The sequence below is a fragment of the Pseudonocardia tropica genome (genome assembly GCF_040105315.1).
In the GTDB taxonomy this organism is placed as follows: Bacteria; Actinomycetota; Actinomycetes; order Mycobacteriales; family Pseudonocardiaceae; genus Pseudonocardia; species Pseudonocardia alni.
In genome coordinates this window covers 210649-226140 of sequence record NZ_JBEDNP010000011.1, presented here as the reverse complement: position 1 = coordinate 226140, position 15492 = coordinate 210649, and the positions used below count along the sequence as shown (strand labels likewise).

The window sequence follows — 15492 nt, the reverse complement described above, 5'->3', positions numbered from 1 at the left end:
ATCGTCACCACCGAAGCCGCACCGACCGGCAGCGAGGCACTCATGACAACCGAGGCAATAACCGCCTAGAATCCCGAACCAAGATCACGCGGAGTCGATCTCATACACCACTCCGCCGGACGTGACCTCACCGTTGGGGAGCTTGATGCACCGCGGGGCCCGGTTCTTCGCCCGCCACTCGTAGAACGTTGACCGCGAGATCCTGAGTTCTGCGCACACCTGCATGACCGTCAGCCGCTCCGTCGTCTTCGTCATGCCGCTGCTCCCTCAGTTGCCGAACGGTCGGGTGGGGCGTCGCTTGTCGCCAGGACGGCGGCGTCGTAGTCCGCGCGCCATCGGCTCCGTTGGTTGATCGCATGGAGCAGCAGCACCGTGCGAGGAGGCACGTCCGAGTCCCCGGGCTTGGTCGTCTCCCAGGTGAACGGGCCGTCGTTGACGGCGTAGGCGGGCTGCACCCCTGCCCGGTCGAGCAGTTGCCGAACGAACGCCGTCCGCTCCGCGCGGTGGTCCGAGAGCGACTTGTTGGACCACTTCCGTGAGACCAGTACCCGGCGTCCGGCGATGCCGAGGTGCTCGGGCTTGTGCGCTTTGCCCTTGCACTGCCCTGGCGTCGTCCCGGGTCGGGCGCCCTTGGGCTCGATGCCATAGAGCAGCCAGATCGGGCAGCGCGGCGAGCACGGCGTGATGGCCAGCTCGGCGGCCAGGCGGCGGGCGTGCTCCCGCTGGCGAGACGTCGCGGACTCGTCGAGGCCGGCGGCCTGCCCGACGGACTTGGTGAGGTACTTGGTCAGGTAGCCGATGTGCCGTCCAGCCTCCTCAGAACCGCCGAGGATGCCCTTGACGTGGACCTGCGGCCCGAACACCACTGTGTGTGCCGGAGCCGCGAGCGCGTCCGGGTCGGTGGCCTCGTCCCAGGTGGGCAGCGGCTCGCGAGTCTCGGGGTCGACGAACGCCTTGTGGTGGTGGTCCCAGCGCGGGAGCCGGTCCCCGCTGTAGACGATCTCGTCGTGGTGCGGCCACCACACCTGGTGGTAGGTCGCAGCCGTGATCGCCCGCAGCTCGGTGCGGGGGATGGTGCCGCGGATGGCGGCGTGGAAGTGCGGTGCCCCGCGCTTCTGCGGCTCGACGGTCCCGAAGTACTGCACGTCCCAGCCCACACACCGGCGGGTGTTCTGCCAGAACCGGTCCAGCAGCTTCGGGAAGTGGATCGCGTCGCGGGCGGCGCGGCGGTAGTCGTAGGTGTCCGGGTCGAGCGCGGCGCCGTGCTTGTCCACCCGCCCATACGTGTCGAGGGTCAGGGTGAGGAACGTGGAGGGGCGGTACTTCCCTCCGAACACCCGTCCGAGGGTGCGGTTCTCGACCGGGCGGCGGGGCAGGTTCGGTGCGTCCTGCCGTCGGCGGGTGGAGCGGCGCACGGTCTGGGGTGTCGGGTCGAGCGGGGCCAGGCGGCCGCGGACCCCGAGTGCGCGCAGCTCCTGGTCGACCTCGGCGACGGTCTCGCGGATCTCCTCGCACTCGGCGTCGTCGCCCTTGGCGCGGGCGTCGGTGTAGGCGGCGTGCAGGTCCGCCCGGACCGTCATCAGCTCTTTCTGCGCGGCGGTGGGGTCGGCGGGTTTGACGATGGGTTCGTCTTCGAGGTGCCAGCCCTCGCGGCACTGGACCATGCGCAGGCGTCGGGCCTTCTCCGCGCAGGGGCGGCACTGGTCCTCCCGCGTGGACCCGCACGGGACGGGGACGACGTCGACCCGCCCGCTGCTCTGGTCGATGCGGCGCATGGCCAGCGGCCGGATGCAGACGCCGTGGTCCTCGGCGAGCTGCGTCGCGACCTCGTTCGAGAGCGCGAGCATGGCCTTCTGTGCGCGGGTGAGCTTCTCCTGGTCGATCGGCTCGGTGCCGGTCGCGGCGTTCACGCGGCACCTCCGGCGGGTAGTGCGGGTGTGCCGGGGCGGAACGGCAGCACCGGCGCGGGGCGGCGGGCCGGGTCGGGCGAGGGGGCGGTGACGAACCGTTCTAGGGCCTTGATCGCGTCATCCGGAACCCACGCGGCGCGCACGCGCAGGGGCTCGCGGACGCCTTCCCCGAACAGGTAGCCGACACCGGGTTCGGACTCGCCGATGCGGTTCGCCCACGCACCCCGGTCGTACGCCTGATCGCCCAGGACCATCCCGACGTGGCTCTTGGAGGCCACGCGAAGGCAGATGCGGCGCGGGAACAACTCCCGCACCGGGACAGTGTCCTTGGTCGGCTCCTGCACGTAACCGCGGACGGTGAACCCCAGCGCCCGGCCCTGGGTGGTCAGCAGCGCGATGCGTTCGGTGATGGCCTCGCGGGTCTTGCGGTCGCCGACGTAGCGGAGCAGGGCGCCGATCTCGTCGAACTCCACGATCTCCAACGGAGTCTCGGTCGTGATCGGGACGAGGCGGGTGGTTCCGGCGTGCTCGCGCTTGCGCGCTTCCATCTGCTCGACCAGGTCGTCGAGCAGGGCCAGGGCGTCCTTGCTGGTGACGGCGTAGCGGTGGAACACGTCGCGGCCGTAGGCCAGTTCCATGCCCTTCGGGTCGATGCCATTGACCCGGACCAGGCCGTCGCGGATGGCCGGGGCGATCGACAGCAGGGGCGTCCACATCAGGGAGCCCTTGCCTGCCCCGGTGGCGCCGCCGATCAGGGTGTGGCTACCGCGGATCGACTGCCGCCACGGTGTGCCGTACTCGGTAGCTCCGGACAGCACCCGGTCCAGGTCGATCGCGTCCCCGGGGAGGCCGGCCATGGCGTCGAGGTCGGGTGCGGTGACGACGGCGTCGAGGAGGTTGCGGCGCTGGTAGTCGATCGACACCACGTTCGGGCTCAGTTCGCGGACCTGGCAGCGGTTCACCCCGCGAGCCACCGCGAGGGCGCGGGCGGCAGTGTCGAAGTCCTCCGGGGTCTGCCCGGCGACCAGACGGACCTTGACCTCGTCCCACGAGGGTCCGGAGCGGACCGAGAGGATGCGGGGGAGCTGGTCGCGGCGCGGTCGCTCCCGGGGGGCGGTGGCGGTGCGGCGCAGCGGGTTGACCTGGATGACCGTGGCCCCGCCGCGGTCGGGGACCGTGAGGCCGACCGAGCGCAGCCAGCGCGGCATCCGGGGTGCGTAGACGAGCCAGCGCTGCCACCAGGAGCGCAGGTGACGTCCGGCCCAGTGGTCGAACGAGGGCAGCGACGTGACCCGCCACACCCCGAGCACGACCGTCACGGCGGTGAGGGTGAGTAGCAGCGACAGCCAGCCCCACCACCAGCACCACGCCGATACCACGGCAACTGTCGTAGTGGTGCGCCAGTGCCGGACCGCCCACACGACCGCGAGGACGAGGCCCTTGGCGGCGAACCAGAGGGCGAGGAACACGACCGCGGCGGTGGCGAGGGCTTCCAGGACCTTCGCGAGGTAATGGCCGATCTTGTAGAGCAGGTAGACGGTGACCGCGGCCAGGGCGCCGCCGACGGTGAGGATCTGGTTGACCGACAGCGGCACATCGGCCGGTGAGGCAGCAGCGGTGATCACTTTCGGCCTCCCTTGCCACGGGCGGTGCGGACGGTGGACAGCGGGACCAGTGCGAGCTGGTCGAGGTGATCGGCGCACCGGCGGCGACGTGGGTCGGGGCGCTCGTGGAGCGGTGTCCGGCAGACCTCGCACCGGGTCGGGCGGGTCGGCTTGGTGGCGTTCATGCGACGTCACCTCCGGCGGCCGGGGTGGTGGTGATGGTGAGCCCGGCGCGGTGCAGAGTCCGGCGCTCGCCGGGGGTGGTACCGCCGGTGATGCCGTAGCGCCGGGCCGGGTCCTCCGTGGCGAGCGCGTCGGCGAGGCAGGCGGCGCGGACCGGGCAGCCCCGGCACACCCGACGTGGTGTCTCGACCGAGGCCGCGCGGTCGTCGACGGGGAAGAACAGCTCGGTGTCCAGCCCGGCGCACGCGGCGTCATCCCGCCAGCGGACATCGGTCGTTGCGGCGGTGGGGTCGGTGATCGGGACCAGCCGCAGCACCGGCCGGCCCTGGCTCGGGGCGCTCATCGGGCCACCGCCGAGGTGTCCGGGAGCCCGGGGGCGGCGGGGTCGGTGAGGCCGAGGTCGGCCCAGTTGGACATGGCCCCGGCGACGTCGGAGGTGGGTCGGCCGTCGGCGAGGGCCTGCCAGTCGTCGGCGGTGTCGGTCCAGTAGCGGGCCTGGCGCTCGTTCTCCATGACCGCGGTGACGACGGCCTGGACGTAGACGACCGGCGCGTAGTTGGTGGCCGTGTCGCGCTGCAGAATGGCCCACCAGCGGGCCCGGCGGGTGTGGAGCTCGGCGAGCCGACGGGCCCGGGCGGCGTGGGCGAGCAGGTCCCCGGCCGAGGGTCGGGCGGTGTCGCGGATCGCGCGGCTGGTGCGGCGGAGGCCGGCTTCGACGAGACGGGCCACCGGCACGACCTGGGCGTCGGTGGGGTCGGTCGTGGTGTGGGCATGACGGGGTAGGGAGGTGTGCATCTACGCTCGGTGTCCTTCCGAGTCTTAGTGCCTGGCAGGGCTACGAGGGGCGAGGAAGATCGGAGGGGAGCCCGCTACGGACGGGCTTCCCTCCACCTGACGCGGTGGGTGAGTGGCAGCTCAGGCCGCGTCCTGGTTCTTGCCCGGGGCCGGGCGCTGGTGGCCGGGGGCGCGCATCCCGGCGGCGCGGAAGCTGTAGGCGACGCGGGGCCGGCCTCCGGTCTCCTGCACGTACGGGGTGACGGTGAGGCCGTCGAACTCGACCGGGCGGAACGGCAGCCCTGCGGCGGCCTCGGGCGGGACCGGCTGGTGCGGTGCCGCGATCTTCACCGTGACCGTCTTGTCGGTGCGGCGGGCCTCGGGGTCGGCGTCGAGGACCGAGACCGACCACACCGGCAGCCCGGTCTCCTTGTCGGTCTGCTGGACCGGGCGGCCGGGGGAGGACTTGTCGAAGTCCCGGACCGGCTCGACCTCGGACACCACGAACGCGCCGTGGGGGAACACGTCGCCCATCGCGACGGGGAACTTGTTCTTGATCGCCATGACTGGCGCCCTCCTCGGGTTGCTCGGCGACACGGTCGGGTGTGCCGAGGTCAGACCGACGGAGCGGACTTGCCCGCCCCTGTTGCGGACTAACAAGTCCTACAGTGAGGCGAACTAGTCCGGTTGTCAGGGATTAGGAAGTCCTACGACGATGGGGTGCGTGGAAATGGGCGAAGTGATCCGGAGGCGTCGAGCGGATCTCGGCATGTCGCAGGCCGACCTGGCGCGGGTGGCCGGCATCGACACCCGGCAGATTCGTCGCTACGAGGCGGGGGAGCAGCAGCCGCTGCTGTCGGTCGCGTTGACCATCGCCGACGCCCTCGGGGTGTCGGTGAGCGAGCTGGCCGGCCGCGCGCCCGGGCGCGTCTCGCTGAGTGGAGACTGGTGGGCGTCATGGCAGACGACCCGCGACGGCGTCGAGAAGGTCGCCACGCAGCCTGTGCGCATGCGTCAGGAGGGCGACCTCGTGCACATTGCCGCAACTCAGCGTGGACTCAGTCAGGCAGAGGGTGGCTATTTGTGGTCAGGCGAGCTGCGCCTCTGGGACAACCAGATTCTCACCGGCTGGTACGCGGCGGCTGACGGGGCTGTTCGGTCGAAGGGCACGATGTTTCTGGCCATGCACCCTCACGGAATCGAGTTTACCGGTCGATGGGTGGGGCTCGGCTACGACGACAATATTATGACCGGTTGGGCAACCATGGGTAAGACTGCTAAAGATTCTGAGCGGGCGATGTCTGAGCTTGTGGCAGTGCGAGGCGGCATCGCATGATCACCGGCGGGCAGATTGAGTTGTGCGAAGTCGTTGTCACCGCGCCTGACCCGGAATGGCTGTACGAATTCGCCAGATCTCTCGTGGCTGATCGACTGGCATCTAATGCACACAATTTTGAGCCAGTGCGATCTGCGTACCGGTGGGACGGTGAATTGCGCGAACGCACCGAGGGGCGTGTGGCGCTGCATACGAGACGGTCGCTTGTTGCGAGGATAGTAGAGCGCGCCGAGAAAGATCACCCTTATATGGTGCCGAGCGTGAGTGCTCGTCCCATTTATGACGGTAACCCGCGTTATCTTGAGTGGATTGCGGCGGAGACCCGGCAGGGCTGATCAGATCCTTCTCTCCTCTAAAACGGAGTCGGCGGAGAGACGTTCTTGCAGCTCTTGCTTGACTCCGACCGGTTGCGAGCTACTCCTCATCCCGCAGGTCGCCTTGCTCTCCCTTGACCTCGATCTCCTCGAGAGTGTAAGCCCGTTTTGTCGCCATTGAACTTCCTCGTGCGACCTTCTCGTGTACCGCAAAACGCGCTGCAACTGTCAGCTCGCGATCAGAAATAAGTGATGCCACGGTACGTGACAGGCGCTCCGGCACGGATGCTCTAAACGTCTTTCCGGTACGGGGAGCGAACGAGAGGCGCGACGTCGACCATTCCCAGCCATCGACAGTGCCTGTGATCGTCGTATACTCGACTTGATCAACGGTTTCGCTTGCAGTGCGACGCAGACGTTTGGCTGCCGCGAGCCCCATATTTACCTGTACCGTTCCGTTCCGCGAGTCGCTCCAGCTGCCGGAAACTTCGTACTCTGCATCAGCTGTGGCTTTCGCGAATTGCGCGACTGATCTACGAGATGCGGGATTTAAGTCAAACATGGCTGCGCTCAGCTCTGAGGACGTGGGGTCGTCGTCGGCTGCCGCAATAGCCATTAGGGCAACTAGCTTCCGTAGGCCGTCTACCTCGATACGTTCCGCGGCCATGTCGAGTGCGGCTCCGCTATCAGCGGAAATCTGTGGGGCTGATATTGTGAGTAGAACGCTCCCGAATCCGGGTGTAACCCGAAGGGATCCCGAGAGTTTTCCAATCCCCGCGATGCTTTTTGCCAGCTCCTTGACTGCTTCGTCTAAATAGCGAACGAAGTTCGAAAGTGGTCTAGCTGAGGTTGAGTGGCCGATAACGTCGCCGCCATCGAGATGTAGTTCTAGTGTCGCAGGCGGACCAACGACAGCTTGCGAAAGCTCTTCGCGTCGTTGGAGCATGAGCGGCAGCCCCGGGTAGTCAGATGGGACGCGCCGCAGGAGCTCGTCGTAGGCGGCAAGATCCGCTTGCGGGCTGGCCACCTCGCCCCGCCTCCGCGGCCCAGCGCGCCGAAAGGTGGGCCGGTCGACACCCGACACGCTCACCACCTCACCTCTACGAAGCCCTTCGCGTCCTCCACCATCTTGCCCCGCCCCGATCGATCCCGTGGTCCAACCTCGAGACGAGACCAAACCGTAAACCAGTGATCCAGTTCGTCCTGGGCTGTTGCTGTCCAGCGGGCCTCTTCTGCATAGAACGTCACAAACCGGAAGTCCGAGCGATGGTCGGCAGCCGTCCCGCCACGTTCGTATCGGGCATTCCGAAGAACGTGGGTTGCGTCCAGCCACGCTGCTGGGCTCAGGCCGGTGGCCTCGCGGCTGGCGGCGGAACGATCACCGTCGATCAGGACAACGACGTCGATGTCGTTCGGGTGCTCCCGGGCGGTCACGAAGGAGCCGTTGATCCACGCCGCGTAGATCGGTATGCCTGCTGCCTGGAGCTCAAACAGGCGAGACGAGGCGAGACTCAGTAGCGACCGTCGATGATCTGTCGTCCTGAACGTGCGTTCGACTTCCTGCCAGGTCGCTGGCCACGGCTCCTCGGACCACGGCAGGACGAACTGCTGCTCGTCGTCTTCGCTCACGACCAGCTCAGGCAGCACGCCCGCGCCTTTCCAACACGTCCACGGATATGGAGTCGTGCACGAGCGGTGTCTTGTTAGCCACGGGCAGCGATCGGGTTCTCCGTGCCCAGTAGTGACGCACCTCACCGGACGTGCCGAATCCGCCTCTAGGGGATCAAGGCGCCGCCTCCGGCGGCGCGGGGCCGGCCACGCCGGCCCCGCCGCTTCGCTCACTACACCTCCGGCCCGTTCGCGGCGTCGGGTCCGGCTACCCGGCCCCACTGCCACGGGACGAACGCCTATCCCGGAGGCATTCAGCGAGCCACAGCACGGCTCAGGTCGTCCAGCGACGGTGCTCCAGCCATCCCAGCTGCGGATCGGTAGACCCGGCACGACAGACCCGCTCCGGGCGAGACCTGCTCGGCGAACGGATCGGCGCCATCGATCACGACCGTCGGGGAACCCGCGAACGCCGGGATCGAGCCCACCGTGTCCTCGGTGACGATGCGGACCGCGATCGGAGTGTCCTCATGTCCGGCGTCGTCGAGGGCCTGGCGCAGACGCTCGAAGGTCGGGCGCTCGTTCGGGCAGTCCGTCACGACCAGAAGCTCAACGCGCATCTCTACATGGTGCCCGGCGCGGGTAGCGACACTCCCGGGCCAGCAGCGGTTCAATCGTTGCGGCCCATCCGGATCAGGTTCCCGCTCGGGTCCTTCACACTGAACTCGATCATTCCCCACGGTTCGACCACGACGTCGCTAACCGGCAGGCCCTGCGCCTTCAGGCGGGCGTGCCAGTCGTGGGGATCGGGAATGTGGATGTAGACCGCCGCGGCGTTGTGCTCCGGGTCGAGCTCGGCCCGCAGATCCAGATGCAGCACCTCCGCGTCGCCGAACATGACGAACGCGTACTCCGGGCTGTACTCCTCGACCTGTAGGCCCGCACGGGTCCAGAACTCCCGGGCTGCCGGCATGTCGTGCACCGGGAAGATCGGCGTGATCGATGGGCGGTTCGCCAGCCGACCGGCCATGCCGTGCACACAGCCGCCACACACCGCGATCTCGGGGTGATGGCTCAGCCGCGCCACCTCGTCCGGAGGCTTCGGAGCGCCGCAACACCCGCACGTCACCGTGGTCTCCTGCGACACGTTGGTCATGTCGGCCCCCTTCACGAGTCCGCCGAGCGTAGCGGGCAGACGGGCATATCCGGCACGGCCTCACAAGATTGTCGCCCTCGAAGAGATGGTGGGCGCTGCCCACACCCGACACCGCTTCGGAGATCAGGGGGAGTGTGGCGTGGGTGGTGATCTCCTCACGGCGCGCCGAGACGGCAGCCAGCCCGAGGGGCGGGGCACAAGGCGGGACTGAGTACCTTGCACCCCGCCCCTCGGCCCGGCAGGGGCAAGCCCGCGCCGCGAGGAGATCACCACCAGGCAGGGGAGTGGGGTAGCGAACCCCGCGCGACCACCCGCTAGCTTGGCGTCGATGGCACCAGATCTGCCCGACTTTAAGAAGATCAATGCTGCTGTCGAAGCCGCGGGACAGGTTCGTGGACGACACTTCACCGAGTGGGTCCCACACCTTGACGAGCTGCGGAAGCAGCGACGAGACGACGAGTCACTGACTCTGCTGCTGGAGATCATCGCTGCCGCTGAACGGGCCGCCGCGATTAAGACCATGGACCCTCCGCCTGGGTACACGAAGCGAGCCGCCGTCATCTACCGGCGCCAACGCGACCACCTCGCAGAGGTCGCGATTCTCGAGCGATACCTCCGAGCGTGTCCACCTGGTCGAGGCGATACCACTGTGTCCGAGCGCCTCGCCAAGGCAAAACAACTCGCCGACACGGCGTAGCCGTCACCCGCACCGTTCGTCGATCCCCGTGCCGAATACGTGCTGAAGTTTGTGACCGGACCGACCGGGCGACGGAACTATTGCAGGTCAGGGCCATCGAACAGGGTGCGCAGGGCCTCCCCTTAAAAGGGTCACCGGTGTGGGTTCGACTCCCACCGGGGGCACCCGTTCCGGCCGCGACCTTACGCCCCTGACCAGCGTGTTCGCCCGTCGAGGCCACGAGGCGGCTGTCCGGCTGTGACCGGCGGGAACCGGTGCCCACCGGGTGGCCGTGTCGAACCACGTGTCGAGGTTTCGGCCGCGTCCGGGCTCCCCGAGGGCCCCGGCGATGCGCTGCCGGCCGCGTCCTCCGGCCGGAGATGCACGTGGCGCAGGTCTGCGGGAGGACGGCGACGCCGTGCCCGGCCCATCGGGCGACCTGCGTCGACGGGACGTTGCGGGTCTCGCCGACCGCCCGGCGCACCAACCCGCGCTCCTCACGACGGCGCCCGGTGTCGGTCCGGGCGGCGCCGGCCTCCGGCGTCGAGCGTCCGAGCAGAAGCTCGCCCCAGCCCTCCGACGGCAGGGCCAGGTCGGTGCGGCGCAGTGTGACGGCCTCACCGGGACGCAGAGCGCCGACGTACACGGCGCCGAAGAACGCGACGAGCCGTGGACCGGACGGCTGGACCTGGCGCACCGCGTCGAGCAGCGCGATGCCGATGAGGTCCGTCGTCGAGCCGCAGCAGTTGTCCGGACCGGCTCGATGATCGTTTCAGCGGGTGGTCGTGTCATCGACGTCCCACGGGGATCTGACTACCGTCGATCTGGATCTCGTGAAGGGGTGGCGGATGTTCCTGGGCGTGCGACGTCTCCACGTCGACTTCCTGCTCACGGCCAGCGCCATCTGTTGTCGCTGACCGCCGGCCTGTCGCTTCCACACTTCTTCGGAGATCACACATGACCAGCACCCAGACCCCCCGCGACGCCGCTCTGGTCGGCATCGTCGACGCCACGACCGACGCGGTGTCCCGTGACGCCGGCAACGCCCGGGCCCTCTTCAGCGCGACCGGCGACGGCGGCGACGGCGTCACCTCGCACATCCGGATCGGTGACCACGAGGTCCTGTCCGACGAGCCGTCCGCGCTCGGTGGGAACAACGCCGCCCCCAACCCGGTCGAGTTCGCCCTGGCCAGCCTCCTGTCCTGCCAGGTGGTGACCTACCGGTTCTACGCCGCCAAGCTCGGCATCCCGGTCGACGACGTGCACGTCGAGGTCGAAGGCGACCTGGACGTGCGCGGCTTCTTCGGCCTCGACGACAACGTCCGTCCCGGCTTCGGCGCCGTCCGGCTGGTCGTCGACCTCAAGGGACCGGCCTCGCCGGAGGAGTACCAGCGTCTGCGGGACACGGTGGACGAGCACTGCCCCGTTCTGGACCTGTTCCGGAACCCGACTCCCGTCACCACCGGCGCACCGGCCTGACCGACGGGTCACGCGCGTCCGTCCACCGGACACGCCTCCCGAGACGGGATCGACGCACAGCACGAACGCCACAGGCCCCGCCCCGCCAGATCGGCCGGGTGGGGCCTTCTGCTCGGCAGCCGCCCGTCGACCGGCTTGCTCCGGGCCGCAGCGGAACCGCGCCGCTTCACGCCGTGCCGAACACGTGCCGACACCACGCGCGACGACCGCTCGGAGCGGGCGTGTGCCCCGGCCCGGAGCCGAACGGCGCTGAGGACCCGGACACCGGAGCCGTCCCGAGCGCCGCCGCGACCCCGCTCCCGTGCCTCGTCCCCACCGCTCGGGCAACACGCGGCCAGGACCAGGGGGCGGGCGAGAGTGTGGCCGGCCGAGGTGAGGTGCCGCTCCACCGCTCTTCCCTGTAACGCAGACGAGCATCGTCGCGACCCCCGGTCGGACGTACCACCGAACCGGCGGCCGACGCTGCACGACGAAGAGTGAGGAATGTGCGTCAGGCGCGCCGACCGGGCGGCGCTGAGAACTCGGTGGCGGGTCCGAACAGGGAGGAATGATGACCGGGACGCTTTCGGTCGTGATGGGGGGAGCGGGTGTCGTTCTCCTGCTGGTCGGGTTGATAGGTGGCGGTTTCACGTTCTCGGGCTCCGTGATGCCGACGGTAGGGCGCGCTCCACGAGTGGCCTGTTTCGCCGTCGGCTCGGTGCTGCTCCTTCTGGCGCTCTTCTTCGGTCTGGCCGACATCGGTTCGAAGATTCCACAAGCACAGGCGCAGACGAGCGATCCAGGGTCTCCTTCGGATCCAGGCGTATCGGCCGCGCCCGCTCCGTTCGTCGCGAGCGTTCTTGTTCCGGCCGGGCAAGGTGCTCTCATCTATTCGAATCCGCTGTCGACCGCGCCGACCGTGGGGCAAGCCAACTCGGGAGTATTGATCAACCTCTTCTGCAGCGTGCAGGGGGAGTACGTCGTGAACTCTCAGAACGTGGGAAGTACGCTCTGGTATCGCACGGAGACCGGATACATTCCGGACGTCAACTTGAATACGGGGACAAATCAGTCCGTTACCGCGGGTTGTTAGCGATTGCGGGAGCGGTAGGTGCATGCTCGGCCGGGTTCCGTCCTCCGTGCGGACGCCGCATCCCTCGGACGAGGTACGCCGCGGTGCCGGCCGCACGGGTACCTGCGGTGTCGCCACGGCCGGGTCGTCGATGAGTCCTCGGCCCGGTGCCGGTCTCCTCCGTTGTCCAGGTCGGGCAGACCCGCGGACAGCCATCCCGACAAGGAGACCCCGATGAGCGATCCCGTCGCCTCCCACGCCCTCGACCACACGTTCACCGCCACGCTCGAGAAGAGCGACGCCCCGGGCGGGTGGGTCTACCTGCGCACCGACTGGTCGGCCGAGTTCTTCGCCACCCGCGGCCTGGTCAAGGTCCGGGGCACGATCGACGGCCACCCGTTCCGGAGTTCCTTCATGGCGCTCGGCGACGGGACGCACAAGCTGCCCGTGACCGCAGCGGTGCGGACGACGATCGGCAAGCAGGCCGGGGACACCGTCACCGTCCACCTCGACGAGCGTCTGGACCGCCGGTGACCGCCGTACTCGCCACCGTCGGAGCCGTGCTCGCGGCGTTCGTGCTCAGCAGCGCCTACTACGCCGTACTCGCATCCCGGCTGGCAGCCCTGTCCCCGGCCTACGCCGGACCCCGTCGCTCGGCGGTCGCGACCGTCGGCGTGGAGCTCGTCCGCAACCTCGTTCTCGCCGTCGTCCTCGGCGTGCTCGTCGCCCGCCCGGACCTCGGCGTCGGCGGGGTGGTCGTCCTCGCGCTCGGCCTGTGGCTCGCGTTCCCCGTCGTGCTCCTGACCGGGTCCGTCTTCCACGAGCGCGTCCCGATCGCACTGGCCGCGATCCACGCCGGGGACTGGCTCGTGAAGCTCGTCGTCGTCACCCAGATCGTCGCGGTCGGCTACTGAGCGACGGCAGGGTCACGGACTCTGCGGGACTCGTCATGGCCTGCACCCGCGATACTCCGGGGGTGGACGAGCTGGACGCGACGGTCCGACGTCGCCTGCAGGACGACGAGATCGCATGGCTGACGACAGTGCGTCCCGACGGAACCCCGCACGTCACCCCCGTGTGGTTCGTCGTCGATCGTTCGACGTGGTGGGTCGGCTGCAACGTGGCGTCGGTGAAGGTCGGGAACTGCCGCACGCACCCGGCGGTCGCCCTGGCCCTCGACGGTGGTCGGGCACCCGTGGTGGCGGAGGGCGTCGCCACCGTCCTGACGTGCGGCTTCCCGGCCGGTGTCGTCGCACTGTTCGACCGGAAGTACGGGTGGGACGTCGAGGCCGACGACGGCTCGGGACCGCGTGCCCTCATCGAGGTGGCCACCACCCGGTGGCTGCTCCGGGGGACGGCCTGGTAGAGGTGCGGTGCAGCTGCGCCACGGCGTCGACGACGGCCGGGTGCGGCGGCGCCCCGGCGGCGACGCTCCCTCCGGTTCCCGGTGGCCCGGGTCCTATCGTCGGACCGTGACCGACGGATTCCGCATCATCTGTGAGATCGAGCCGCCGACCAGGCCCGAGCTGACGCACGCCCGCCACCAGATCGGCGTCATGACCCCGGTGTCGGATGCGTTCCTGATCCCCGACAACCACATCGGTCGCGCCACGGTGTCGAGCATCGCGGTGGCCAACGAGGTCCGGGCCATGGGCGGGACCAGCATCGCCTGCGTGAACTCCCGCGACCGCAACCTGCTCGGTTTCCGCCGGGATCTCCTGACCGCCGCCGCCTACGGCGTGGACCAGTTCCTGTTCGTGCAGGGGGACAAGCCGTCGGTCGGAGACCGCACCGGGGAGCTGACCGTGCGGGCCATGATCGAGGAAGCACGTGCGGCCACCGACCAGGAGCCGTTCGCCGGGATCGCGCCCTTCCGCATCGGGGTGACCGCCGGTCATCGTCGCCGGATGGCGTCCTGGAAGCAGGCGGCCGACGTCGTGTTCGTCCAGGTCGGCTACTCCGTCGAGGCGTTCCTGCGGTGGCGCGAGGCCAATCCGACCGACCTGCCCGTCTACGCCGGTGTCATGGTCCTGGCGAGTGCCGGGATGGCGACGAGGCTGCGGGCGTCCATCCCCGACATCGAGATCCCGGACGAGCTCGTCGACCGCGTCGTGCACAGCCCGTCCGCAGGGGTCGACGCGGCGTGCGAGCAGATCCGGGCGCTGCGTGACACGGGAGCGTTCGCCGGGGTGCACCTCGTCCCCGTCAGCCGGTTCCGCGAGGTGGCGGCGTCGCTCGAACGCGAGCTCCGGAGCGGCCCGGCTTCCACGTGACCGCGTCCTGCTCCGGCCGGCGACACTAGCCCCAGTCGGACAGGTCGGTGTCCCCCCGGCCGCCGGTGCCGACCGCAGCGAGCGTCCGGAGCGTCGCGTCGACGGCCGGGTCTCCCACGAGGGCGCGCCATCCGGCGACCTCCCGGCGGAACGCGGTGGCCGACAGGGCCAGGAGCCGCCGTCCGTGGGGTGTCACGATCAGGGTGCGCTCGCGACGGTCCGACTCGTTCTGCTCGCGGCGGACCAGCCCCATCGCCTCCAGGCCGCGTGCGGTCTTGGTGGCCGCCTGCTTCGTGACGTTCAGTCGCGCACCGAGCTCCACGCTGGTGCATCCGTCGGCGATGGCCTGCAGGGCGAAGCCGTGGTGGGCCCTGACGTCCGGATAGCCCTCCTCGGCGAGGTGCCGATGGACCGAGTCGATCAGTCCTCGGAAGGCCCGCATGAGCAGGAAGGGGGTCATGACGTCGTCCGCAGACTCCATCGGCCCAGTCTAGGGGCTTTCCGACAACCCGGTTGTCGGTATATCGTCAATCGGGTTGTCCATCTAGGAGGATGTCATGACACACCTGACCGCCGGGACCGCCCGCACGTTCGCGATGCACGGCGTCACCTTCACCTCGTTCGCGGCCGGCGCCAGCGGGTCGAGGTCGCTGGCCGCCTGGCGCGCCGACTTCGCACCCGGGACCCCCGGGCACACCCACACCATGGATCGCGAGGAGATCCTCTACATCGTGGACGGCGCGCTCGCCGTCGAGATCGACGACGAGCGCTTCACGGCGAGGCCGGGGGACGCCGTCCTCGTTCCGGCCGGGGCGGCGTTCCGCATCAGCAACGACGGCGACGAGACCGCTCAGGCCTGGGTCACCACGACACTCGGGATGTCCGCACGCATGAACGGCAGCGGCGACCGGATCACACCGCCGTGGGCCCAGTAGGCCGGTCGAGCCCGGGCGCTGCGTGACACGGGAGCGTCGGCCCGGCGTCGACGCGGAGGCGCGCGGCGCCGGAGCGTCCCGGCCACGGCGCGGACCTCGACGACGAGGCACGCGGGCACCACGCGGCCCACCGGGCCGGGCCCGCGTCGACCGATGAGTTCCGTCGCCCCCGCCGGTCCACCGTCGCGACGCG

General features: G+C 69.4%; 22 protein-coding genes and 1 tRNA gene. 11 read left to right on the top strand and 12 right to left on the bottom strand.

What is annotated here, in order from left to right:
* Nucleotides 1-84 precede the first annotated feature (84 nt).
* The 7 genes from WHI96_RS19650 to WHI96_RS19620 form a co-directional block, all read right to left on the bottom strand.
* Nucleotides 85-255 carry a helix-turn-helix transcriptional regulator gene (locus WHI96_RS19650; RefSeq protein WP_345640614.1) on the bottom strand — a complete coding sequence of 57 codons (171 nt, stop codon included), beginning with the start codon at nt 253-255 and terminating at the stop codon, nt 85-87.
* Nucleotides 252-1847: a replication initiator gene (locus WHI96_RS19645; RefSeq protein ID WP_345640987.1), complete on the bottom strand. Its 1596-nt coding sequence runs from the start codon at nt 1845-1847 to the stop codon at nt 252-254. Before WHI96_RS19645 ends, WHI96_RS19650 begins: the two co-directional genes overlap by 4 nt.
* A gap of 59 nt (nt 1848-1906) precedes the next feature.
* A complete protein-coding gene (locus tag WHI96_RS19640) occupies nt 1907-3535 on the bottom strand; it encodes an FtsK/SpoIIIE domain-containing protein (protein ID WP_423213627.1) in 1629 nt (542 codons plus the stop codon).
* Nucleotides 3532-3699, bottom strand: coding sequence for a hypothetical protein (locus WHI96_RS19635; protein WP_161152563.1), 168 nt, complete (start codon nt 3697-3699; stop codon nt 3532-3534). The genes WHI96_RS19640 and WHI96_RS19635 overlap by 4 nt, the downstream gene beginning before the upstream one ends.
* Complete coding sequence (locus WHI96_RS19630) at nt 3696-4040, bottom strand: WhiB family transcriptional regulator (protein WP_130288639.1); 345 nt, start codon at nt 4038-4040, stop codon at nt 3696-3698. The genes WHI96_RS19635 and WHI96_RS19630 overlap by 4 nt, the downstream gene beginning before the upstream one ends.
* Nucleotides 4037-4492: a hypothetical protein gene (locus WHI96_RS19625; RefSeq protein ID WP_130288640.1), complete on the bottom strand. Its 456-nt coding sequence runs from the start codon at nt 4490-4492 to the stop codon at nt 4037-4039. Before WHI96_RS19625 ends, WHI96_RS19630 begins: the two co-directional genes overlap by 4 nt.
* Nucleotides 4493-4612: 120 nt before the next feature.
* Complete coding sequence (locus WHI96_RS19620; protein WP_130288641.1) at nt 4613-5035, bottom strand: plasmid replication, integration and excision activator; 423 nt, start codon at nt 5033-5035, stop codon at nt 4613-4615.
* Between the two features lie 166 nt (nt 5036-5201).
* Between WHI96_RS19620 and WHI96_RS19615 the strand changes: the two genes are divergently transcribed.
* Together WHI96_RS19615 and cutA are read left to right on the top strand one after the other, a co-directional pair.
* Nucleotides 5202-5807, top strand: a complete 606-nt coding sequence (locus WHI96_RS19615) for a helix-turn-helix transcriptional regulator (protein WP_161152565.1) — start codon at nt 5202-5204, stop codon at nt 5805-5807.
* On the top strand, nt 5804-6142 hold the full coding sequence (gene cutA / locus WHI96_RS27910; protein WP_130288642.1) for a divalent-cation tolerance protein CutA: 339 nt from the start codon (nt 5804-5806) through the stop codon (nt 6140-6142). Before WHI96_RS19615 ends, cutA begins: the two co-directional genes overlap by 4 nt.
* Nucleotides 6143-6221: 79 nt before the next feature.
* On the opposite strand, the gene WHI96_RS19610 is transcribed toward cutA, so the two are convergent.
* From WHI96_RS19610 to WHI96_RS19595, 4 genes are all read right to left on the bottom strand, one after another.
* Complete coding sequence (locus WHI96_RS19610) at nt 6222-7148, bottom strand: hypothetical protein (protein WP_130288643.1); 927 nt, start codon at nt 7146-7148, stop codon at nt 6222-6224.
* 59 nt (nt 7149-7207) lie between these two features.
* Nucleotides 7208-7768: a DUF6932 family protein gene (locus WHI96_RS19605; protein ID WP_345640620.1), complete on the bottom strand. Its 561-nt coding sequence runs from the start codon at nt 7766-7768 to the stop codon at nt 7208-7210.
* Nucleotides 7769-8043: 275 nt separating this feature from the next.
* Complete coding sequence (locus tag WHI96_RS19600) at nt 8044-8349, bottom strand: hypothetical protein (protein ID WP_130288645.1); 306 nt, start codon at nt 8347-8349, stop codon at nt 8044-8046.
* Nucleotides 8350-8399: 50 nt separating this feature from the next.
* Nucleotides 8400-8885 carry a VOC family protein gene (locus WHI96_RS19595; RefSeq protein WP_130288646.1) on the bottom strand — a complete coding sequence of 162 codons (486 nt, stop codon included), beginning with the start codon at nt 8883-8885 and terminating at the stop codon, nt 8400-8402.
* Between the two features lie 328 nt (nt 8886-9213).
* Here WHI96_RS19595 and WHI96_RS19590 point away from each other — a divergent pair, with 328 nt between their 5' ends.
* From WHI96_RS19590 to WHI96_RS19555, 8 genes are all read left to right on the top strand, one after another.
* The gene (locus WHI96_RS19590; protein WP_130288647.1) at nt 9214-9582 is read left to right on the top strand and encodes a hypothetical protein; all 369 of its coding nucleotides are present in this window, start codon (nt 9214-9216) and stop codon (nt 9580-9582) included.
* Nucleotides 9583-9674: 92 nt separating this feature from the next.
* Nucleotides 9675-9746 (top strand) — tRNA-Leu (locus WHI96_RS19585).
* Nucleotides 9747-10518: 772 nt separating this feature from the next.
* Entirely contained in the window at nt 10519-11040 is a 522-nt protein-coding gene (locus tag WHI96_RS19580; protein ID WP_345640624.1) for an OsmC family protein, read from the top strand.
* Nucleotides 11041-11587: 547 nt separating this feature from the next.
* The gene (locus WHI96_RS19575) at nt 11588-12112 is read left to right on the top strand and encodes a hypothetical protein (protein ID WP_345640627.1); all 525 of its coding nucleotides are present in this window, start codon (nt 11588-11590) and stop codon (nt 12110-12112) included.
* Between the two features lie 213 nt (nt 12113-12325).
* On the top strand, nt 12326-12625 hold the full coding sequence (locus tag WHI96_RS19570) for a DUF1905 domain-containing protein (protein WP_345640630.1): 300 nt from the start codon (nt 12326-12328) through the stop codon (nt 12623-12625).
* Nucleotides 12622-13005 carry a DUF1761 domain-containing protein gene (locus tag WHI96_RS19565; RefSeq protein ID WP_345640632.1) on the top strand — a complete coding sequence of 128 codons (384 nt, stop codon included), beginning with the start codon at nt 12622-12624 and terminating at the stop codon, nt 13003-13005. Before WHI96_RS19570 ends, WHI96_RS19565 begins: the two co-directional genes overlap by 4 nt.
* A 62-nt stretch (nt 13006-13067) precedes the next feature.
* A complete protein-coding gene (locus WHI96_RS19560; RefSeq protein ID WP_345640634.1) occupies nt 13068-13457 on the top strand; it encodes a pyridoxamine 5'-phosphate oxidase family protein in 390 nt (129 codons plus the stop codon).
* A gap of 106 nt (nt 13458-13563) precedes the next feature.
* On the top strand, nt 13564-14364 hold the full coding sequence (locus tag WHI96_RS19555) for a methylenetetrahydrofolate reductase (protein ID WP_345640636.1): 801 nt from the start codon (nt 13564-13566) through the stop codon (nt 14362-14364).
* Between the two features lie 25 nt (nt 14365-14389).
* Here WHI96_RS19555 and WHI96_RS19550 read toward each other — a convergent pair whose 3' ends face one another.
* A complete protein-coding gene (locus WHI96_RS19550) occupies nt 14390-14845 on the bottom strand; it encodes a MarR family winged helix-turn-helix transcriptional regulator (RefSeq protein WP_345640638.1) in 456 nt (151 codons plus the stop codon).
* Between the two features lie 76 nt (nt 14846-14921).
* On the opposite strand from WHI96_RS19550, the gene WHI96_RS19545 reads away from it, so the two are divergent.
* Entirely contained in the window at nt 14922-15299 is a 378-nt protein-coding gene (locus WHI96_RS19545) for a cupin domain-containing protein (protein ID WP_345640640.1), read from the top strand.
* Nucleotides 15300-15492 lie beyond the last annotated feature (193 nt).